We start from the raw sequence: 20,855 nt of genomic DNA, 5'->3' as shown, positions 1-20,855 counted from the left end.
CAAGAAAGTTCGAGTTCGGGTGAGCAGCATGTGGTTGAGCAAAGGCAAGTCGCGGATTACCGAAGGCGCAAGGGCACTGGCCGCGCCCATGATCATGTCCCTGGAGCCGCGCATGCTGTTCGACGGCGCGGTGGCGGCCACGGTGGCCGATGCCGCCCAGCCTGAAAGCCATCCGACTGCCGATGCCGCCAAGGCACCGAACGCCGATCACCCGGTGGCCAGCAAGGACACTCACGGTCAGGCCGATGCAACGCCAGCCGCCGCGACACCGGTCGCGGTACCTGGGCAGAGCGTGGTGTTCGTCGATTCGCGGGTCAAAGACGCAGACAGCCTGCTCAAAGGTGTCGCGCCCGGCACCCAAGTGGTGCAACTCGATGGCAGCAAGGACGGCTTGCAGCAAATCGCCGACTACCTCGGTAGCCACCAGGGTGTCAGCACGGTGGAAATCATTGCCCACGGCAACGCCGGGGATCTGTGGCTGGGCAGCACCTACCTGTCCGCCGATAACGTCGGCGCGCGCAGCGCGGTGCTGGGGCAAATCGGCAAGGACATGAACGTCGGCGGCGACATCCTGATCTACGCCTGCTACACCGCCGAGGGTGATCGCGGCGTGAGTTTTGTCGACTCGATTGCCAACATGACCGGCCGCGATGTCGCCGCGTCCAGCAACCGCACCGGTGTGGGCGGCGACTGGAACCTGGAAATCGCGACCGGCACCATCGACAGCGTCAACGTGCTCTCGGCTCAATCCATGAGTGCGTACCAATGGGGCCTGGCCACCTGGACCGCAACCAACAACCTCGACAGCGGCACCAACTCCCTGCGCGCCGAACTGGCCTTGGCGCAGAACGGCGACATCGTGACGTTCAGTGGCAGCATGATCGTTAACCTGAACACCGAATTGCTGGTCAACAAGAACATCACCATCGACGGTGATTTGAACAACGATGGCGTGGCCGACGTGACCCTGAGCGGTCAATACAAGACCCGCGTCATTGAAGTCGCGTCCGGCAGCACGGTACTGCTCGACGGCTTGACCATCACCAAAGGCCTGGCCGCCGGCAATGGCGCTAATAGTGGTTTCACCGCCAGTGATGCCTTGGGCGGCGGGATTTTGAATGCCGGTAACCTGACCCTGAAAAACGTCACAGTGAGCGCCAACGCGGCGTCCGGCGGCGGCGGCGGTGGTGGCGTGACGCCGATTTATGGCGGCGGCAGCGGTGGCGGCGGCGGCGGGGTTGGCGGCTCGGGCGGCGGTGCCGGCGGCAACACCACGGCGCAGGGCCGGCCAACGTATTTCGGGACCGCAGGTGGTTCCGGCGTGGGCGGCATCGGCGGCAGTTATGACTCGATCCATCTCGGCGGCCGTGGCGGTGCCCTCAACGGTACCGGCGGTGCCGGCGGTACTTCCGGCACGTCGGGCTACAGCGTTGGCGGCCATGGTGGTTCGGCCACCAACGGCACCATTACGGTCGGCGGCGGCGGTGGCGGCTCCGGTTGGGACAAGGTCGGCGGTATCGGCGGCTCGGCAGCGGGCGGCGTCTATAACTCTGGCACCTTGACCGTGATCGGCACCTCGCACATCACTGGCAACATCGCGGCCGGCGGCGGCGGCGGCGGTGGCGGCGGGCTGGCGGGTGATGGCGGCAGCGCTGATCCCGGTGGCGCCGCAGGCCAGGGCATCGGCGGGATCTGGAACAAAGGCACGCTGATCATGACGGCGGCCAACTTCGCAGCCCTGAGCGGCAACGTCGGTGGCAGCGGCTCCGGCGGAGGTGCGTCGGGGGGCGGCGCCAGCGGCAGCAGCCCGACAGCGGCGACCAACCTGCGCAACGACGGCACCCTCGTCAACAATTACATCGAGCCGCCCACCGCGACCATCGTAGTGGCCGCACCGACGTTAAGCATCGGCGCAACTTCGCTGGTGACCATCACCTTCAGCACTGCCGTGACCGGTTTCACCAACGCCGACCTGACCATTCCCAACGGCACCCTGAGCGCAGTAAGCAGCGGCGATGGCGGCGTGACCTGGACCGCGACCTTCACGCCGAACGCGTCGATCACGGACACCACCAACGTCATCACCCTGGACAACACCGGGGTGCAAAGCGTCACCGGCAGTGTCGTGGGCGTCGGTACCAGCGATTCCAACAATTACATTGTCGACACCGTGCGGCCCACCGCGACCATCGTGGTCGCTGACAATTCGCTGATCGTTGGCGAAACCTCGTTGGTGACCATCACCTTCAGCGAAGCGGTCACCGGGTTCACCAATGCCGACCTGACCATTGCCAACGGCACGTTGGGCGCGGTGAGCAGCGGTGACGGCGGCATCACCTGGACGGCCACCTTCACGCCAACCGCCAGCATCACCGACACCACTAACGTCATCACCCTGGACAACACCGGGGTCAGCGACACGGCAGGCAACGCCGGTGCTGGCACCACCACCTCGAACAACTACGCAATCGACACCGTCCGGCCGAGCGCGACTATCGTGGTCGCCGACACGGCACTGGCCATCGGTGAAACCTCGCTGGTGACCATCACCTTCAGCGAAGCAGTGACCGGTTTCACCACCGCCGACCTGACTGTGGCCAACGGCAGCATCAGCGGACTGAGCACCAGCGACGGCGGTATCACCTGGACCGGCACGCTGACGCCGACCAACTCGATTACCGACACCACCAACGTCGTGACCCTGGATAACACCGGGGTCAGCGATCTGTCGGGCAACGCCGGCACGGGTACCACCAACTCCAACAACTACGGGGTCGATACCGCCCGGCCAACGGCAAGCATCGTGGTCGCCAACACCAGCCTGTCCATCGGCCAGACGTCGCTGGTGACCATCACCTTCAGTGAGGCGGTCAGCGGTTTCACCAACGCGGATTTGACCATCGCCAACGGCACGTTGGGCGCGGTGAGCAGCGGCGACGGCGGCATCACCTGGACGGCCACCTTCACGCCAACCGCCAGCATCACTGACGCGACCAACCTGATCACCCTGGATAACACCGGCGTCGCCGATCTGTCGGGCAACGCCGGCTCGGGCTCCACCAACTCCAACAATTACGCGATCGATACCGTTCGACCAACGGCGACCGTCGTGGTCGCGAATACGGCCCTGGCCATCGGCCAGACGTCGCTGGTGACTATCACCTTCTCTGAGGCGGTCACCGGTTTCACCAATGCCGACCTGACCATCGCCAACGGCTCGTTGAGTGCCGTCAGCAGCAGCGACGGCGGCGTCACCTGGACGGCGACGTTTTCGCCGTCCGCCAGCATTACTGATGCGACCAACCTGATCACCCTGGACAACACCGGGGTCACCGACACGGCGGGCAACGCCGGCACAGGCGCCACCAATTCAAACAACTACACGATCGACACCCAGCGCCCGACCGCGACCATTGTGCTCGCCGACAGCAACCTGAGTGCCGGTGAAACCTCGCTGGTGACCATCACCTTCAGTGAGGCGGTCAGCGGTTTTACCAACGCCGACCTGACCATCGCCAACGGTACGTTGAGCTCGGTTAGCAGCAGCGATGGCGGCGTCACCTGGACCGCGACGTTCACGCCGACAGCGAGCGTCAACGATGCGACCAACGTCATCACCCTGGCCAATACCGGCGTGGCTGATCTGGCGGGCAATGCCGGCAGCGGCACCACCAACTCTGGCAACTACATCGTCGACACCGTGCGTCCGAGCGCAACCATCGTTGTGGCCGACAACGCGCTGAATATCGGTGAAACGTCGCTGGTGACCATCACCTTCGGCCAGGCCGTGACCGGTTTTACCAACGCTGACCTGACCGTCGCCAACGGCACGCTCACGGCGGTGAGCAGCAGCGACGGCGGCATTACCTGGACGGCGACGTTCACACCGACCGCCAGCATTACCGACGCGACCAACCTGATCACCCTGGACAATACCGGCGTACAGGCAGTTTCTTCCGGCAACGTCGGCACGGGCACCAGCAATTCGAACAACTACGCCATCGACACCGTGCGGCCGACGGTCAGCATCGTGGTGGCGGACAATGCGCTGAAAATCGGCGACACCTCCCTGGTCACGATCACCTTCAGTGAAGCAGTTACGGGGTTCACCAACGCCGACCTGACCATCGCCAACGGCACGTTGACGGCGGTGAGCAGCAGCGACGGTGGCGTCACCTGGACGGCGACCTTCACGCCAAGCGCCAGTACCAATGACGCGACCAACCTGATCACCCTCGACAACACAGGGGTCAGCGACCTGGCGGGCAACAGCGGTAGCGGCAGCACCGATTCCAACAACTTTGTCATCGATACGGTTCGGCCTACCGCGACCATCGTCCTGGCAGACCCGATCCTGAGCGCTGGCGAAACCTCGCTGGTGACCATTACCTTCAGCGAGGCGGTGACCGGTTTCACCAACGCCGACCTGACCATCGCCAACGGCACGTTGAGTGCGGTGAGCAGCAGCGACGGCGGCATCACCTGGACCGGGACGTTCACCCCAACCGTTGGCGTGCATGACGTGACCAACGTCATCACCCTGGCCAACGCTGGCGTGGCCGACCTTGCAGGCAATGCCGGCAGCGGCACCACCAACTCGGCCAATTACACGATCGACACCGTGCTGCCGACGGCCACTATTGTGGTGGCCGATAACGCGCTGAACATCGGCGAAACTTCGCTGGTGACCATTACTTTTTCCGAGGCGGTGACCGGTTTCAGCAACGCCGACCTGACGATTGCCAACGGTACGCTCACGGCGGTAACCAGCAGCGACGGCGGGATCACCTGGACGGCGACATTCACCCCGACCAACGCCATTACCGACGCGACCAACCTGATCACCCTGGACAACAGCGGCGTGCAAAACGCTTCGGGCAACGCCGGCACTGGCACCACCGATTCGAACAACTACGCCATCGACACCCAGCGTCCTACCGCGTCCATCGTGGTCGCCAATGCGGCGCTGGGCTTGGGTCAGACCAGCCTGGTGACCATCACCTTCAGCGAAGCGGTCAGCGGTTTCACCAACGCCGACCTGCTGATCGATAACGCGACCCTGAGTAATGTCAGCAGCAGCGACGGTGGCATTACCTGGACCGCGACATTGACGCCATTGGCCGGCATTACCGACACCAGCAACATCGTTCGGCTGGACAATACCGGCGTACAGGATCTGGCCGGCAACGCTGGCGCAGGCACCACTGATTCCAACAACTACGCGATCGACAGCCAGCGTCCGACGGCTACCATCGTGGTCGCCGACAGCACGCTCAGCGCGGGTGAAACCTCGCTGGTGACCATCACCTTCAGTGAGGCGGTCAGCGGTTTCGACAACAGCGATTTGAGTGTCCCCAACGGCACGTTAAGTGCGGTGAGCAGCAGCGACGGTGGCATCACCTGGACCGCGACCTTCACCCCGACCGTCGGCGTCAAGGACACCACCAACCTGATCAGCCTGAACAACAGCGGGGTCGCCGACCTCGCCGGCAACGCGGGCACCGGCGTCACCAACTCGGCCAACTTCACCATCGATACCGTGCTGCCAACGGCTACGATTGTGGTGGCCGACACTGCACTGAATATCGGCGAAACGTCCCTGGTGACCGTTACCTTCTCTGAAGCGGTGACCGGTTTCACTAACGCCGACCTGACCATTGCCAACGGCACATTGAGCGCCGTGACCAGCAGCGACGGCGGCATAACCTGGACGGCGACGTTCACCCCGAACAACGCCATCACCGACACCAGCAACCTGATCACTCTGGATAACAGCGGCGTACAAAACGCTTCGGGCAACGCCGGCGCAGGCACCACTGATTCGAACAACTACGCCATCGACACCCAGCGTCCTACCGCATCCATCGTGGTCGCCAATGCGGCGCTGGGCTTGGGTCAGACCAGCCTGGTGACCATCACCTTCAGCGAAGCGGTCAGCGGTTTCACCAACGCCGACCTGCTGATCGATAACGCGACCCTGAGTAACGTCAGCAGCAGCGACGGTGGCATTACCTGGACCGCGACATTGACGCCATTGGCCGGCATTACCGACACCAGCAACATCGTTCGGCTGGACAACACCGGCGTTCAGGACCTGGCCGGCAACGCTGGCGCAGGCACCACTGATTCCAACAATTACGCCATCGACAGCCAGCGTCCGACCGCGACCATCGTGTTGAGCGATACCACCCTGAAACCGGGCGAAACCTCGTTGGTGACCATCACTTTCAGCGAGGCCGTCAGCGGTTTCGACAACAGCGATCTGAGTGTCCCCAACGGCACGTTAAGTGCGGTGAGCAGCAGCGACGGCGGCATCACCTGGACCGCGACTTTCACCCCGACCGTGGGCGTGACCGATGCGACTAACCTCATCACGCTGAACAACACGGGTGTCACCGACCTTGCCGGCAATGCCGGTGCGGGCACCACCGACTCCGCCAACTATGTGGTCGAGACCCAAATCCCGACCTCGACCATCGTGATCACCGACACCGCCCTCAAGGCCGGCGAAACGTCAGGGGTGACCATCACTTTCAGCGAAGCGGTAAGTGGCTTCACCAACGCCGACCTGACCGTGGCCAATGGCACCTTGAGTAATGTGTCGTCGAGTGACGGCGGAATTACCTGGACGGCGACCTTTACGCCAACCGTCAACGTGACGGACACCACCAACCTGATCAGCCTCGACAACAGCGGCGTGACCAACGCCTCGGGCAACAGCGGCGTGGGCGTGACCGACTCCAACAACTACGCCATCGACACCGCGCGGCCGACCTCGACCATTGTCGTGGCGGATTCTCGCCTGGGTATCGGTGCAACCACCACGGTCACCATCACCTTCACTGAAGCGGTTTCGGGTTTCGACCTGTCGGACCTCAGCGTCGCTAACGGCAACCTGTCCAACCTGCTCAGCAGTGACGGCGGCAAAACCTGGACCGCCACGCTGACCCCGACGGCCAACATCAACGACACCACTAACCTGATCCTGCTCGACAACAGCAACGTGACGGACGCTGCGGGCAATGCTGGCGCTGGGATCGCGATCTCTAACAACTACGCGCTCGATGCCACCCGGCCGACGGCGACAATTGTGGTCGCCAACCCGAACCTGGGCATCGGCCAGACCACGCTGGTGACGTTCACCTTCAGCGAGGCGGTGAACAATTTCGACCTGTCGGACCTCAGCGTGACCAACGGCGAGCTGACCAACCTGGCCAGCGGCGACGGTGGCAAGACCTGGACCGCCACCTTCACACCGACGGCGAACATCACCGACCCGAGCAATTTCATTGCGCTGGACACCAGCAACGTCACCGACCTGTCCGGCAATACCGGCACCGGCGTGGCAGTGTCCAACAACTACGTGATCGACGGCGAGCGGCCGACCGCCACGGTGGTGGTGGCTAACCCAAACCTGGGCGTTGGCCAGACTTCGCTGGTGACATTTGCCTTCAATGAAGTGGTGAGGGGTTTCGACCTCTCCGACATCAATGTGGCCAACGGCACCTTGTCCAATCTGGCGAGCAACGACGGCGGTAAAACCTGGACCGCGACGCTGACGCCGACCAGCAACCTAAGCAATGGCAGCAACGCGATCAGCTTGAACATGGCGGGCATCAGTGACGGTTCGGGCAACGCCGGCAGCGGTACCAGCCAGTCGAACAACTTTGCAATCAACACCGTACCGATCGTCGTTCCACCGACATCCATCGTTGTCGACGTACCGGCCGATCCGCAGTTCCGCGTCACTGAACCGGTCACAGTGTCCGATCAACCGAACCTGCCGCTGCAACCGATCATTTTCGCGGCACCTACAGGTGACCTTGGCTCGCCACTGACCTTTGTCCCGTTGTTCGAAGACCGGATCATCGGCAACGGCATCCGGCCACTGGGCGAAATTTTCATGAGTCGTGGGGCGCTGGCGCCAAGCTACATCGCGCAGGTGTTTAGCAGCAGCGACAGTGGTGGCGATGGTTCGGGGCACGGTTTCCTTGGTTTTGGCGGCGGCGATGGCGGGGTGTTCAGCACCAGTACGTTGTCGAGTCTGTTCAATCAGGACACCAGTACCGAGCGCGATTCGCTGAATAGCTTCGGCAATCATTCGATCCGCGGCGGGGATGTTTCCCAAGGGCTGCACGGCGTGTTTGGCGCGCCGAGTCTGGCCCAGCAACTGCTACAGCTCAAAGACACTGAACAACGTCAGGTCGACAGCCTGGCGGCGGCATTCAAACAGGTCGGCATCAGCGAAATGCAGGCCTGAAAAAATTTAATTCTGTGTGGCACCCAGGGGCAAACCAAGGATGAAAAGAAGTCATAAGTTGTTCGGCGCCAGCCTGCTGGCGCTGGCGATCAGCGGATGTGCAGTCAAGAGTGAACCGATTGAACGCAGCGTCAGTGAGCAACGCGCCAAAAGCGATTTGCAGAGCATGTACTCAGGTCAGGAACCCCTCAGTGGTCCGCTGACCCTGCACCAAGCCATGGCCCGCGCGGTGAAATACAACCTCGAAGGCCGACTCAAGATCATGGAAGAGGCGCTGGCCAAGCGCCAACTCGACCTTGCCAGTTTCGACATGCTGCCGCGCATGGCACTGGACGCGGGCTACGCCGGGCGTAACAACGTCAGTGCCTCCAGCAGCCAGAGCGTGCGCACCGGCACCCAATCTCTGGAACCGTCGACCTCCCAGGACCGCGACCGTAAAGTCGCCGACCTGACCATGGTCTGGAACGTTCTCGACTTCGGCGTCAGTTACATCAGCGCCAAGCAACAGGGCGACCAGCGACTGATCGTTCAGGAACGCCGGCGCAAGGTGATCAACACCATCGTCCAGGACGTGCGATCGGCCTATTGGCGAGCGGTAGCTGCTGAACGTCTGCTCACGCAGATCGACAGCCTGATGGCACGGGTCGACACGGCGCGCACCAACAGCCAGAGCATGAGCGAGCAACGCATTGGCGATCCGGTGCAAGCGTTGAGTTATCAGCGCTCGCTGATCGAGGCAACCCGTCAGTTGCAAGAGCAGCGCCGGGCACTGTCCCTGGCCAAAACCGAACTGGCGACCCTGATCAACCTGCCGATGGGCACCGATCTGAAATTGGCGACCCCGGATGATTACTCGATTCCGCAGTTGAAGGTCGGCATGGCCAGCCTTGAACATGAAGCCCTGGCCACCCGTCCGGAACTGCGCGAGCAGGATTACCAGACGCGCATCAGCACCGCAGAAACCCGTAAAGCCATGCTGCGGCTGTTGCCGGGGCTGGAGTTTTCGGCGGGCGGGCATTACGACAGCAACTCGTTTTTGGTCAACGACAAGTGGGCCGACTACGGGGTGAAGCTGACCTGGAACCTGTTCAACGTGATTTCCGCACCGGCGGCGATCGATGTGGCCAAGGCTGGCGAAGAAGTGGCCAAGGCTCGTCGTCAGGCGATGTCGATTGCCGTGCTGGCCCAACTCTACGTGGCCAACGCGAACTACCAGGAAGCAATGCATCAGTTCCAGACCAACCAGGAACTGTCGAGCATCGATGGGCAGATTCTGCAGCAGTTGCGTAATCGTCATCAGGCCGCAGGCATCGGTGAGCTAGACCTGATCCAGGGTGAACTGAACACCTTGCAGGCGGATTTGCGTCGGGACCTGTCCTACGCCGACCTGCGTAACGCTTACGGGCAAATCTTCGCCAGCGCCGGCCTCGATCCGATGCCGGATGAAGTGCAATCCACCCAGGTCCAGTCCATCGCCACCGCGTTGGCCAATCGCGAAGCCGCGTGGGCGTCGGGCGACATTGCGGTGCCAGTGCCACCTCATGCTCCGGCTCAGTAACCTGCTGCCAAAGCGATGAGCCGAGCGGCGTTCTCTCGCCTGCCAGTGACGGTGGATTTACCGTTGCTGCTGCAGGCGTTGGCGGCGATTGGCGAAGACGAGTGGCACGGTCATTTCAATAGCGCCTACTACACCGGCGACTGGAGCGGCGTGGCGCTGATTTCGGCGGCGGATGCGTTGACTGAACTCTCGCCGGGGCTCGGTGAGCCGCAGTTGCGTGCGCCCTGGCTGCGAGATCTCCATTGGCAGCAAGGGTTGCGGGATCTGCTGCTGGAAATCGTCTCGGCGCGCCTGCTGCGGCTCGGTCCGGGCGGGCAGATTCATGAGCATCGCGACTATGACCTCGGCGAGCCGAACGCCGATCTGCGGTTGCACATCCCTCTGCTCAGCCCGCCTCGCGTGGATTTTTTGCTCGACGGTCAGCGCATGTCGATGACCGCCGGGGAATGCTGGTTTCTTGATTTGTCGCGGCCCCATCGCGTGGACAATCGCGATTGTTGCACGCGGATTCATCTGGTGCTCGATTGCCGGCCCGACGCTTGGTTGGAGCAGGCGATTGCCGACGGTGTTTCGACCACGCCGCTGCCTGGCGTTGGTGATATTTCGCTGGTGCAGTTTCAGCGTTTAGTGGCCAGCGATTCGCAGCTCGCGAAAACGTTGCAGGGTTTGCCGGACGCTGAAATTTTTATCACCCGAACCTTGGAACTGGCGGCCGAGCGAGGCCTGGTGTTCTCGCGCGAAGAACTGCGTGCGGCGATGCGTAATGGTCGTCGCCAATGGAATGAACAATGGAACGCCTGAACCTGGAAGGCTGGTTGCCGATTCGGGTCTGGCAACAGGTCGGTGAGTGGCAGGTTGATTGGTGCTGGTTTGGCGACTCACCGCTGCATCAGCCGTTTTTTCGCGATGCCGTGGACGATGCCCTGCGCCTGCCGTTCAACCAGGCGTTTCGCCGACAAACGCCGTTGGCTACGCTTGGCGACTGGCAGGTGAGCCGTCCCGGTTTGGCGCCGAGTGCGTTTATCTTTCACGCTTCGCGCTGCGGCTCGACTCTGATCAGCCAGATGCTCGCCCGACTCGACAACCACATCGTCATCAGCGAGCCGCCGCCGCTGGACGCCCTGCTGCGCAGCAGTTTGCCGGCAGCCGCGCGGCGTGCCGGCATCGAAGGGTTGTTATCTGCATACGGCCAGCGTCGGCGCGGTGTGGAGCAACGAATGGTGATCAAGCTCGATGCCTGGAACATCGCTGAATTACCACTGTTGCGCGAGTGCTTTCCCGACACGCCTTGGTTGTTTGTGTACCGCGATCCGTTGGAAATTGCTGTTTCACATCTGCGCCGCGCGGGCATGCACATGGTGCCGGGGATGATCGGCGCGAGCGGGTTGGATGATGGGTTGCCCGTGGGCAGCCGCGAGGATTATGTCGCCCGAAGGGTGGGGCGGTTGCTGGCGTTGGGGTTGGCGCGATGCCGGGAGTTTGGTGGAGTGGCGGTGAATTACAGCGAATTGCCGGGCGCAATGGCAGGGCGGTTGGCTGGCTTTTTTGGGTTGGATGATGTGCAGCGAAAGCAGGTGTTTGCGGCGGTGGGACAGCATGCCAAGCAATCGTCCGAAGTGTTTGTCGGGGACAGTGATGACAAGCGCCGTGAAGCCTCGGCGCTGTTGCGCGAGCGGGTTGAGTGTTGGGCGCGAGAACCCTATGAGACATTGGAAAATGATCGGCGGGTCTGACGCCATCGCGAGCAAGCTCGCGATGGCGGTGGTCAATTCAGCACAAATCTACCTGGGCTAAACCTTGGCCTGAGCCTGCATCAGTTTCAACGCCTCCCAATCATCCAGTGCTCGCTCGACCAGCAATTGCACGCCGTCGGCCATGCGGCTGAGTGCCAGGGCGACTGAGCGGCGCGTTCCGTCTACATCGTCGGCCAGGTCGGCGGCGATGGCGCTGATGGACAGCAGGTCTTCGGAGGCGTTGGCGAGCACGGCTTTGGTGTCGATGTCGGCGGACACGTTGAAGAGTCTGCCTTTGCGGGATTTGGCGGGTTTTTCGTGGGGCGGGGGGAAGTAGTGGGCGAAGGCGCGGTCGGCGGCTTCTTTCATTTTTCTTGCGTCGAGCGCTTCGGGGGAATCGGTTCCAGAGTTTTCTGGAGGATTCGGCGTAACTTTGTGCATATAAAAAATCCTAAACAGTAAGTGGGAGCCGTCACCGTTCGCTTGCACGCGAATGGGGTGGCGGCCGAGCGCAGGTGTGCAAGACCGGGACTGTTTAGGACACCCAGCAGATCCGAGGATCTCCTGCGCGCAGCCGCCATAAAGCAGTGAGCCTGAATGCCCATTGAGAGATATGGCAATTGCGACCTAAACAGTTTCGTCGGACTTGCACGTCCGTGTCACCGATTATTCAGTGACAAACCCAGACTAGACCTGCGCTTGGGCCGGAACACGTTCACCAAAGCCGCTACAACTTGAAGGAAATCTCCGACGAGATTGCCGGACGTGGGCGTCTGTAGGAAAGATCAAAAGATCGCAGCCTTCGGCAGCTCCTACGGGACGTGGGTTACCGCCGTTTCCGGTTGAAACACCGTCTGTAGGAGCTGCCGAAGGCTGCGATCTTTTAAGATTTCGAAGACAAATCCGCCATCCCCTTCAACAACTCAATCGGCAATGGAAAAACAATCGTCGAACTCTTGTCCCCGGCAATCGAACTCAAGGTCTGCATGTACCGCAACTGCATCGCCCCCGGCTGCCGCCCCAGCATTTCCGCGGCTTGCATGAGTTTTTCCGAGGCCTGCAATTCGCCTTCGGCGTGAATCACCTTGGCCCGCCGTTCCCGCTCGGCCTCGGCCTGCTTGGCGATGGCGCGCACCATCGACTCGTTCAGGTCCACGTGCTTGATTTCGACGTTGGCCACCTTGATGCCCCAGTTGTCGGTCTGGGCATCGAGCACTTGCTGGATATCGACATTCAGCCGCTCCCGTTCGGCCAGCAGCTCATCGAGTTCATGTTTACCGAGCACCGCCCGCAACGTGGTCTGGGCGAGTTGGCTGGTGGCCATGAGGAAGTCTTCGACCTGGATGATCGCTTTTTGCGGGTCGAGCACGCGGAAGTACAACACGGCGTTGACCTTCACCGAGACGTTGTCGCGGGTGATCACGTCTTGGGGCGGCACATCGAGGACGATGGTCCGCAGGTCGACGCGGACCATTTGCTGGACCACCGGAATCAGCAGGATCAGGCCGGGGCCCTTGACCTGCCAGAAGCGTCCGAGCTGGAACACCACGCCGCGCTCGTATTCGCGCAGGATGCGGAAGGTCGACCCCGCCAGTGCAATCACCAACAGCAGCAGCGCGGCAAAACCGACTTGCAGGCCCATGACTATTCTCCAACCGGCGCCGCGTCAGCCGCGGCCACTTGTAGCAGTAATCCTTTGCGCGCCACGACGCGGACATGCTGGCCCGGTTGCAGCGGTGTGGCGCTGAGTACCTGCCAGCGTTCCCCTTGCAACTGCACCCAGCCGCTGTAGGCGTTTGTCCCTTGCAAACCGGTGACCGGCGTCACGCTGCCCAATAAACCGGCATCGCCACTGACGAGGCGGCGCGGGCGGGTTTTAAGGGCGCGGATCAGCAGGGCGATCAACAGCAGGGCACTGACCAGACCGAGGCCGATCATCAACGGCACCGGAACGCTGGCATTGGTCAGAATCACCGCGCCAATCACGAACATCACCAGACCGCCCAGACCAATCACGCCGTAATTGGGCAAGGTCGCCTCGGCCACCAGAAACGCGATGCCGAACACGATCAGCCACAGGCCAAGCGGATCGGGAATGAACAGGACAACGCCATCCGCCGCGAACGCCGAACCGCTCAAGGCCAACAGCAACGCAATTGCACAACAACGAGTGTTCACTTGACCCTCCGGGAGAGTCACGGGGTTCTTTGTATACAGTCTAGTTGAGCCTGGGGTCGTCTGAATTTTGATCCGCGGTGCGTGGTTTCCGGCGGGCAGATTTCCCACCGATTTGCGCTAGCCGACCTAGACTTCCAATGGAAGAAAACGGGTTTAATCATCGTCCGTTTGTCGTTGCAGCGGACACCGAGGTGCATCATGCGTATGGCAAGAACGGTGCAGAGCAGCCTGGAAAAGGCCCACTGCGAATTCGACATCGTCACCCACCCGCACTCGGCCAGCAGCCTTGAAACGGCGCGGGTCTCGGGCATTCCTGCCGAACGGGTGGCCAAATCGGTGATCCTCGACGACCACCATGGTCACTACCTGATGGCGGTACTGCCCGCCAGCCGCCACCTGGACCTGAGCAAAGTGCGCGGCAGCGGCGAATGGCAAATCACCCGGGAAAGCACCCTGGCGCACCTGTTCAACGACTGCGAACGCGGCGCGGTGCCGGCGTTGGGTGAGTCTTATGGGCTGGACATGGTCATCGACCCGTTGCTGACCCGGCAGAAAGACATCTACCTGGAGGCCGGCAACCACCACAACCTGGTGCACATGAGCATGCCCGAGTTTTTGAAAATGGTGCCGCATGCGGAGGTTTGCGAGTTGAGTCATTAGGTTTACGGTGTCAGTGACGCCGTCTTCGCGGGCAAGCCTTGCTCCTACAATGGACCGCAGATCCCTGTATGAGCGAGGCTTGCCCGCGAACAATTTTCAGCCACCCAGGAGCCCAATATGGAATCCCCAACCCACAGCCTGCCGTCCCTGTTCAAACAACTCGGCCTGGACAACGACCCGGTCAGCATCGACCAATTCATTGCCACTCACTCCCCGCTCAAGCCGGAATTGCATTTGGCGGACGCGTTTTTCTGGAGCGAGAGCCAAGCGGCGTTTTTGCGCGATGAGATTCTGGATGACGCGGATTGGGCGGAGGTGGTGGATCAGTTGGATGTGTTGTTGAGGAAGGGGCGGGGGGTGTAAAAATCTTTGTAAAACGACGGTAATGTGCAAAAAACTTACAAAGTGATGAAGAAATCTGATTAGAAAACCACTCACGTGCTGTTTTCAGAGCTTTATACGCGCTGTTCCTCGCCTCTGCCCTCCTTTGTTTGAAGGAGGGTGATCCGGCCAATTTCAAACCACCTCGGCAAACAGGCACTCATAAGGAATGCGCAATCCATCGTGTAGGCGCTTGATCATTTTCAGGCTCAACGGACGCTTGCCATTCAGTACTTCTGACACGCGACCGCTGGGGCCGATGAAGGCTTCAAGGTCCCGGGCAGTCAGACCTTGCTGGTCCATGCGAAATTTGATCGCCTCGATAGGGTCGGAAGCCGGAATCGCAAAATGCTCGTCTTCATATTTTTCTACCAGCAAGGCCAGTATTTCGAGTTCGTCACCCTCAGGCGAGTCCAAAGCCGCTCCCCACAGCTGCTCAATACGCAAAAGCGCATTGGTGAGGTCCTCGTCTGTTCGGATAGGTTTGATGTCCATTACACAGTCTCCGCATTGATCTGATCGTATTGAGCATGCGTGCCGACGAAGCGCACAAAACCCAATTGCCGTTCGTAGTCAATTGCCAGGATCACTCGATACTTGTTGCCGGCAATATTGAATACCACACGCCCACCTTTTAAAACGCTGGCAGTCCTTAGCTCGGCTTTTACTTCCTGGGGAGTGCGATATGACGACTTCTCCATGTGTCGATACCACTCTGAGAGAGGCGTTACGGCGTCGGCGTATGCCGGGCTACTTTCCCAGAAAATCCTCAAAGTCCCTTTGGCAATTATTCGCACAAATCGAAATTCTCCCGTTTTGGGAGATTCTAGGTGTGAGACTCATGATGCGCAACCAATCCGTTGTGCCAAACCGGTATGAAGACATTTCTGAATGTGGCCCATCGGAAGGTAGCTACTCTGTCGTTGATCCAATTTGTTTCAAAACTTGACCAGCTTTCCCCTCGAATGCGATATTGATAGTTAGCAAACTAACAGTGTGTCATTCCCCCGTGCCAAAAAACCTCGACGCTCTCCAGATGAACATCAGCAGTGCCATGGTGGTGGCCGCCAGGCATTGGCGGAAGATCTGCCAGACCACGCTGGTCAATTATGGAATCTCCGAAGCCTGCGCCGTCCCGTTGTTGATGATCGGGCGTTTGGGGGAGGGTGTGCGGCAGGTGACGGTGGCGCAGGCGGCGGGGATGGAGAGCCCGTCCCTGGTGCGTTTGCTCGATCAGTTGTGCAATTCCGGTTACGTACGCCGCACCGAAGACGCCTATGACCGCCGCGCCAAATGCCTGAGCCTGACCGACACTGGTCGCGAGTTGGTGCAAGCGGTTGAAGTCGAGCTCGTGCGTTTGCGTCACGAAGTGCTCGAAGGCATCGACCAAAGCGATCTTGAAGCAGCGCTGCGTGTGCTCAGAGCGTTTGAAGCCGCCAATCATCCGTCGGTGATCCAGCCTTGAACGGTTTTTGGACAGGCGTTCCCCCAGCGCGGGATTGGTTCTACGGCGTGCGTACGTTCGCCGCGTCAATGACCGCGCTGTATATCGCCATGCTTATGCAGATGCCGCGTCCGTATTGGGCGATGGCGACGGTTTACATCGTTTCCAGCCCGTTTGTCGGCCCGACCAGTTCCAAGGCGCTCTACCGCGCGGTCGGCACGTTTATGGGCGCAGCGGCGGCGGTGTTTTTCGTCCCGATGTTTGTCCAGAGTCCCTATGTGCTGGTGGTAATCATCGCGCTGTGGACCGGGACGTTGTTGTTCCTGTCCTTGCACCTGCGCACCGCCAACAGCTACGCCTTGATGCTGGCTGGTTATACCTTGCCGCTGATTGCCCTGCCGGTGTTGGATAACCCGCTGGCGGTGTGGGACATCGCCGAGGCGCGGACCGAAGAAATCTTCCTCGGCATCGCCGTGGCAGCAGTGGTCGGCGCCATGTTCTGGCCTCGGCGGTTGGCGCCGGTGTTCAACGATTCGGTGAATAAATGGTTCGCCGACGCCTCGACTTACAGCCTGCGCTTCCTCACTCGCGACGTGAAACCGGAAGAAGTCAGCACCCTGCGCGCGGCCATGGTGGCGACCTTCAACAGCCTGGAGCTGATGATCGGGCAGTTGCCCCACGAGGGCTCGCGGCCGCAAACGGTGCGCAATACCAAGGAACTGCGCGGGCGGATGATCCACTTGCTGCCGGTGATCGATGCCCTCGATGACGCGCTCTATGCGCTTGAGCGCCGCACCCCGGAGCTGGTGGATAAGTTCGCGCCGCTGCTGGCCGCGACCACCGAATGGCTCAATCACAAAGACGCCGACCTCGACCGCTGGCAGGCGCTGAAAGAGCAGCTCGAAGCCCTGCAACCGAGTGCCGAGGCGCTGGATGATCGCAAACAACTGCTGTTCTCCAACGCTTTGTATCGCCTCGGCGAGTGGATCGATTTGTGGCAAGACTGCCGCAGCCTGCAATACGCCATCCAGTGCGAAAGCCAGGACAGTTGGCGCGCGGTGTATCGGCATTGGCGGCTCGGTCGCCTGACGCCGTTCCTTGACCGTGGGCTGATGCTCTATTCGGCGGCGTCCACGGTCAGCGCGATCATTGTTGCTTCGGTGCTGTGGATTTTGCTCGGCTGGACCGACGGCGGCAGCGCAGTGATTCTGGCGGCCGTGGCGTGCAGCTTTTTCGCCTCGATGGACGATCCGGCACCGCAGATCTACCGGTTCTTTTTCTGGACGGCGATGTCGGTGTTGTTCGCCAGTCTGTATCTGTTTCTGGTGCTGCCGAACCTGCATGACTTCCCAATGCTGGTGCTGGCGTTTGCCGTGCCGTTCATTTGCGTCGGCACCCTGACGGTCAAGCCGCAGTTTTACCTGGGCATGCTGCTGACGCTGGTTAACACCTCGTCGTTCATCAGCATCCAGGGCGCCTACGACGCGGATTTCCTCAGCTTCGCCAACTCCAACCTGGCGGGGCCGATCGGGCTGTTGTTTGCCTTCGTCTGGACCCTGATTGCCCGGCCGTTCGGCGCAGAACTGGCGGCCAAACGCCTGACTCGTTTTAGCTGGCGCGACATTGTCAGCCTGACCGAACCGGCCAACCTGGCCGAACACCGCAAGCTCGGTGTGCAAATGCTCGACCGGTTGATGCAGCACTTGCCACGCCTGGGTTTGACCGGTCAAGACACCGGCGTCGCCCTGCGGGAAGTACGCGTTGCCCTGAACCTGCTCGACCTGCTCGCGTATACGCCGCGTGTGCTCGGTGTCCCGCAAGTGCTGCTGCAACAGGTGGTGGCCGAAGTCGGTGAGTACTTCAAGGCCTGCCTCAAGGCGGGCGAACGTTTGCCGGCACCGAGCCCCTTGTTGATGACCCTCGACCGTACCCGTCGGGCCCTGAACACCGAGTGCGATGACGAGGCCCGTCTACATTTGCTGCACGCCTTGAGCGGTCTGCGTCTGGCGTTGTTGCCCGGCGTTGAATTCGTCGGTACCGGCGAACTCGAAGAACCGCTTCCCCATGGCATCGATGGAGCGCCTTTATGATCGGTGATCTGGATATCAGCGGGGTGTTCCTGCCCACGCTGCTGGTGCTGATGGGCATTACGTATGTGTTGTACCTGTTGGTGCACGGGGTGCTGACGCGCCTGCACTTTTACCGTCTGGTCTGGCACCGGGCATTGTTCAACGTGGCTCTCTACGCTTTGCTCCTCGGCGCCGTGGACTCACTCAGTCGATACCTGATGACATGAAAAAACCTTTTTTGACCATTGGTCGCGTGCTGCTGACCTTGCTGATCGTGACCTTCGCTGTCGTCGTGGTCTGGCGCATGGTGATGTATTACATGTATGCGCCCTGGACCCGGGACGGGCACATCCGTGCCGACATCGTGCAGATCGCCCCGGACGTCTCCGGGCTGATCCAGCAAGTGGAGGTGCGCGACAACCAGTTGGTGCAACGCGGCCAAGTGCTGTTCAGCATCGACCAGGACCGTTTCAAACTGGCCCTGCGCCAAGCGAAAGCGGCAGTGGCCGATCGTGAAGAAACCCTGGCCCAGGCTCAGCGCGAGGCCAAGCGTAACCGTGGCCTCGGCAATCTGGTGCCGGGCGAGCAGCTTGAGGAAAGCCTGTCGAAAGTCGCCCGTGCGCAATCGGCCTTGTCCGAAGCGTTGGTGACGGTGGACAGCGCCCAACTCAACCTCGATCGCTCGGTGATCCGCAGCCCGGTGGACGGCTACATCAACGACCGTGCGCCGCGTGCCCAGGAATTCGTTACGGCCGGGCGGCCGGTTTTGTCGGTGGTGGACAGCAATTCGTTCCACATCGACGGCTATTTCGAAGAAACCAAACTGGACGGCATTCACATCGGCCAAGGCGTTGATATCCGAGTGATCGGTGACCGCGCTCGCCTGCGCGGGCACGTCGAAAGCATCGTCGCCGGCATCGAGGACCGCGACCGCAGCAGCGGCAGTAACCTGTTGCCGAACGTCAACCCGGCGTTCAGTTGGGTGCGGCTGGCCCAGCGGATTCCGGTGCGAATCGCCTTCGACGACGTGCCGGCGGATTTCCGCATGATTGCCGGACGCACCGCGACGGTATCGATCATCGACGACAAAACCGAGGAGCCGGCGAAATGAGCAAAGCCTCGGCTTTGGCGGTGGCCGGGTTAGGCCTGTTGCTGTCGGCGTGTCAGGTAGTCGGGCCGGATTATCTCTTGCCGGGCGAAGCTGCCGTTCACCGTGACGACTTTCAGGGCAATCTGGCGGCGAGCGACAAAGATGTCGTCTCGGCGCCGGTGCCCAGCGATTGGTGGCGCCTGTATCAGGACCCGCGTCTCGACCAATTGGTGCAGCAGGCCATGGCCTCTAACACTGATTTGCGCGTGGCGGCGGCGAACCTGTCCAAGGCGCGGGCTCAGGTCGACGAAGCCCAGGCGGCGGGCGGCTGGAGCGGCGGCGTGAAGATGGGCGCCCAGCGTTTGCAGGAGTCTGGCGAAGCGTTCCTGTTGCCAGAAAAAGTGCCTGTGGCCAATGTCGGCGACATCGGCATCACCACCTCTTATCAATTCGACCTGTTTGGCACGTTGCAGCGCGGCATCGAAGCGGCCAAGGCCAATGCCGATGCGACCCAAGCGGCAAGCGACACGGCGCGCATTACCCTGGTGGCCGACGTGGTTCGGGCCTACACCCAAGTCTGCGCGGCCAACGAAGAACGGGAAATTGCCCAGCATTCCCTCGACCTGCAGGGCCAGAGCACCACGCTGACCCAGCGCTTGCGCGATGCCGGGCGCGGCGATGAAACCCAGGTCACCCGTTCGCAAACCCAGTTCAAATCCTTGCGCGCCGACATGCCGCGTTATGAAGCGGCGCGTCAGGCCGGGTTGTTCCGTTTGTCGATGCTGCTGGCCAAACCGGTGGATCAACTGCCCGCCGGCACCGGCAGTTGCGCCGAGTTGCCGAAGATTGCGCAATTGTTGCCGGTGGGTGACGGCGCCACGCTGCTTAAACGCCGCCCTGATGTGCGTCAGGCCGAGCGCCGACTGGCCGCCGCGACCGCCGGTATCGGCATCGCCACCGGCGAGTTGTACCCGGACATCAGCATCGGCGCGAGCATCGGCACCGTTGGCACCCTGGAACACCTCGGCCAACCGCAGACCAATCGCTGGGGCTTTGGCCCGTTGCTGAGCTGGACCGTACCGTCCAACGGCTCCCGGGCACGCATCCGCGAAGCCGAAGCCTCGACCCAAGGCGCGTTGGCGCACTTCGACGGCGTGGTGCTTAACGCGATCCGCGAGACTCAAACCGGCCTGGCCCAGTACTCCGCGCTGCTGCAACGCCGGGATGCCTTGGCCGACGCCGAGCAATCGGCAAAACTGGCGGCGGACCAGACCCACCGCTTCTTCACGGCCGGCCGCGCGTCGTTCCTGGCGGACCTGCAAGCCACCCGCACTTACACCGATGTCACGGCGCAACTGGCGTCGGCCAACACTCAAGTCGCGATGAGCCAGATCGATTTGTTCCTGGCGCTCGGCGGCGGTTGGGAAAGCGGACGAACGCAAGCGTCACAGCCCGGCAAACCCTGAGGCCGTTGCTATGCTT

Annotated in this window: 16 protein-coding genes; 11 read left to right on the top strand and 5 right to left on the bottom strand. The window is 61.5% G+C overall.

The window, feature by feature from the left end:
• The first annotated feature begins 28 nt into the window (after positions 1-28).
• Genes AC1MEW_RS02425 through AC1MEW_RS02410 form a run of 4 tightly spaced genes read left to right on the top strand, consistent with a single transcriptional unit; the run spans position 29 to position 11,551 of the window.
• Positions 29-8,260 (top strand): Ig-like domain-containing protein, encoded by an 8,232-nt coding sequence (locus AC1MEW_RS02425; RefSeq protein WP_480425325.1) that lies wholly within the window; start codon positions 29-31, stop codon positions 8,258-8,260.
• A gap of 40 nt (positions 8,261-8,300) precedes the next feature.
• Complete coding sequence (locus AC1MEW_RS02420) at positions 8,301-9,818, top strand: TolC family protein (protein WP_322270134.1); 1,518 nt, start codon at positions 8,301-8,303, stop codon at positions 9,816-9,818.
• 15 nt (positions 9,819-9,833) lie between these two features.
• Entirely contained in the window at positions 9,834-10,619 is a 786-nt protein-coding gene (locus AC1MEW_RS02415) for an aspartyl/asparaginyl beta-hydroxylase domain-containing protein (protein ID WP_480425323.1), read from the top strand.
• The gene (locus AC1MEW_RS02410; RefSeq protein WP_480425322.1) at positions 10,607-11,551 is read left to right on the top strand and encodes a sulfotransferase family protein; all 945 of its coding nucleotides are present in this window, start codon (positions 10,607-10,609) and stop codon (positions 11,549-11,551) included. Before AC1MEW_RS02415 ends, AC1MEW_RS02410 begins: the two co-directional genes overlap by 13 nt.
• A gap of 57 nt (positions 11,552-11,608) precedes the next feature.
• On the opposite strand, the gene AC1MEW_RS02405 is transcribed toward AC1MEW_RS02410, so the two are convergent.
• The 3 genes from AC1MEW_RS02405 to AC1MEW_RS02395 all read right to left on the bottom strand — a co-directional run bounded on the left by AC1MEW_RS02405 (position 11,609) and on the right by AC1MEW_RS02395 (position 13,729).
• Complete coding sequence (locus AC1MEW_RS02405) at positions 11,609-11,992, bottom strand: DUF6124 family protein (RefSeq protein ID WP_480425321.1); 384 nt, start codon at positions 11,990-11,992, stop codon at positions 11,609-11,611.
• A gap of 442 nt (positions 11,993-12,434) precedes the next feature.
• Positions 12,435-13,193: a slipin family protein gene (locus tag AC1MEW_RS02400; protein ID WP_201255472.1), complete on the bottom strand. Its 759-nt coding sequence runs from the start codon at positions 13,191-13,193 to the stop codon at positions 12,435-12,437.
• A 2-nt stretch (positions 13,194-13,195) separates the two neighbouring features.
• On the bottom strand, positions 13,196-13,729 hold the full coding sequence (locus tag AC1MEW_RS02395) for an NfeD family protein (RefSeq protein WP_201255473.1): 534 nt from the start codon (positions 13,727-13,729) through the stop codon (positions 13,196-13,198).
• A gap of 198 nt (positions 13,730-13,927) precedes the next feature.
• Here AC1MEW_RS02395 and AC1MEW_RS02390 point away from each other — a divergent pair, with 198 nt between their 5' ends.
• Both AC1MEW_RS02390 and AC1MEW_RS02385 read left to right on the top strand, forming a co-directional pair.
• Positions 13,928-14,389, top strand: a complete 462-nt coding sequence (locus AC1MEW_RS02390) for an aminoacyl-tRNA deacylase (RefSeq protein ID WP_201255474.1) — start codon at positions 13,928-13,930, stop codon at positions 14,387-14,389.
• A gap of 117 nt (positions 14,390-14,506) precedes the next feature.
• Positions 14,507-14,752, top strand: a complete 246-nt coding sequence (locus AC1MEW_RS02385; RefSeq protein WP_201192536.1) for a DUF2789 domain-containing protein — start codon at positions 14,507-14,509, stop codon at positions 14,750-14,752.
• A gap of 153 nt (positions 14,753-14,905) precedes the next feature.
• Here AC1MEW_RS02385 and AC1MEW_RS02380 read toward each other — a convergent pair whose 3' ends face one another.
• Positions 14,906-15,265: a helix-turn-helix domain-containing protein gene (locus AC1MEW_RS02380; protein WP_201192534.1), complete on the bottom strand. Its 360-nt coding sequence runs from the start codon at positions 15,263-15,265 to the stop codon at positions 14,906-14,908.
• Positions 15,265-15,567, bottom strand: coding sequence for a type II toxin-antitoxin system HigB family toxin (locus AC1MEW_RS02375; protein WP_201255475.1), 303 nt, complete (start codon positions 15,565-15,567; stop codon positions 15,265-15,267). The genes AC1MEW_RS02380 and AC1MEW_RS02375 overlap by 1 nt, the downstream gene beginning before the upstream one ends.
• A 239-nt stretch (positions 15,568-15,806) precedes the next feature.
• Here AC1MEW_RS02375 and AC1MEW_RS02370 point away from each other — a divergent pair, with 239 nt between their 5' ends.
• The 5 genes from AC1MEW_RS02370 to AC1MEW_RS02350 are packed head-to-tail and all read left to right on the top strand — an operon-like array spanning position 15,807 to position 20,839.
• Positions 15,807-16,235, top strand: coding sequence for a MarR family winged helix-turn-helix transcriptional regulator (locus tag AC1MEW_RS02370; protein ID WP_201199494.1), 429 nt, complete (start codon positions 15,807-15,809; stop codon positions 16,233-16,235).
• Positions 16,232-18,304, top strand: coding sequence for an FUSC family protein (locus AC1MEW_RS02365; protein WP_480425318.1), 2,073 nt, complete (start codon positions 16,232-16,234; stop codon positions 18,302-18,304). The genes AC1MEW_RS02370 and AC1MEW_RS02365 overlap by 4 nt, the downstream gene beginning before the upstream one ends.
• Positions 18,301-18,510, top strand: a complete 210-nt coding sequence (locus AC1MEW_RS02360) for a DUF1656 domain-containing protein (protein ID WP_008059581.1) — start codon at positions 18,301-18,303, stop codon at positions 18,508-18,510. Before AC1MEW_RS02365 ends, AC1MEW_RS02360 begins: the two co-directional genes overlap by 4 nt.
• The gene (locus AC1MEW_RS02355; RefSeq protein ID WP_201192527.1) at positions 18,507-19,394 is read left to right on the top strand and encodes an efflux RND transporter periplasmic adaptor subunit; all 888 of its coding nucleotides are present in this window, start codon (positions 18,507-18,509) and stop codon (positions 19,392-19,394) included. Before AC1MEW_RS02360 ends, AC1MEW_RS02355 begins: the two co-directional genes overlap by 4 nt.
• The gene (locus tag AC1MEW_RS02350; RefSeq protein WP_480425317.1) at positions 19,391-20,839 is read left to right on the top strand and encodes an efflux transporter outer membrane subunit; all 1,449 of its coding nucleotides are present in this window, start codon (positions 19,391-19,393) and stop codon (positions 20,837-20,839) included. The genes AC1MEW_RS02355 and AC1MEW_RS02350 overlap by 4 nt, the downstream gene beginning before the upstream one ends.
• The last annotated feature ends 16 nt before the right edge of the window (positions 20,840-20,855 follow it).

The sequence above is a fragment of the Pseudomonas sp. ASL4 genome (genome assembly GCF_056680395.1).
Note: the sequence above shows the minus strand (reverse complement) of the source record. Positions and strands in the feature narration are given on the sequence as shown.

Coding starts and splice junctions, on each gene's coding strand:
- AC1MEW_RS02425 (WP_480425325.1), top strand. CDS start 29: ATGTGGTTGAGCAAAGGCAAGTCGCGGATTACCGAAGGCGCAAGGGCA.
- AC1MEW_RS02420 (WP_322270134.1), top strand. CDS start 8,301: ATGAAAAGAAGTCATAAGTTGTTCGGCGCCAGCCTGCTGGCGCTGGCG.
- AC1MEW_RS02415 (WP_480425323.1), top strand. CDS start 9,834: ATGAGCCGAGCGGCGTTCTCTCGCCTGCCAGTGACGGTGGATTTACCG.
- AC1MEW_RS02410 (WP_480425322.1), top strand. CDS start 10,607: ATGGAACGCCTGAACCTGGAAGGCTGGTTGCCGATTCGGGTCTGGCAA.
- AC1MEW_RS02405 (WP_480425321.1), bottom strand. CDS start 11,992: ATGCACAAAGTTACGCCGAATCCTCCAGAAAACTCTGGAACCGATTCC.
- AC1MEW_RS02400 (WP_201255472.1), bottom strand. CDS start 13,193: ATGGGCCTGCAAGTCGGTTTTGCCGCGCTGCTGCTGTTGGTGATTGCA.
- AC1MEW_RS02390 (WP_201255474.1), top strand. CDS start 13,928: ATGCGTATGGCAAGAACGGTGCAGAGCAGCCTGGAAAAGGCCCACTGC.
- AC1MEW_RS02385 (WP_201192536.1), top strand. CDS start 14,507: ATGGAATCCCCAACCCACAGCCTGCCGTCCCTGTTCAAACAACTCGGC.
- AC1MEW_RS02380 (WP_201192534.1), bottom strand. CDS start 15,265: ATGGACATCAAACCTATCCGAACAGACGAGGACCTCACCAATGCGCTT.
- AC1MEW_RS02370 (WP_201199494.1), top strand. CDS start 15,807: ATGAACATCAGCAGTGCCATGGTGGTGGCCGCCAGGCATTGGCGGAAG.
- AC1MEW_RS02360 (WP_008059581.1), top strand. CDS start 18,301: ATGATCGGTGATCTGGATATCAGCGGGGTGTTCCTGCCCACGCTGCTG.
- AC1MEW_RS02355 (WP_201192527.1), top strand. CDS start 18,507: ATGAAAAAACCTTTTTTGACCATTGGTCGCGTGCTGCTGACCTTGCTG.
- AC1MEW_RS02350 (WP_480425317.1), top strand. CDS start 19,391: ATGAGCAAAGCCTCGGCTTTGGCGGTGGCCGGGTTAGGCCTGTTGCTG.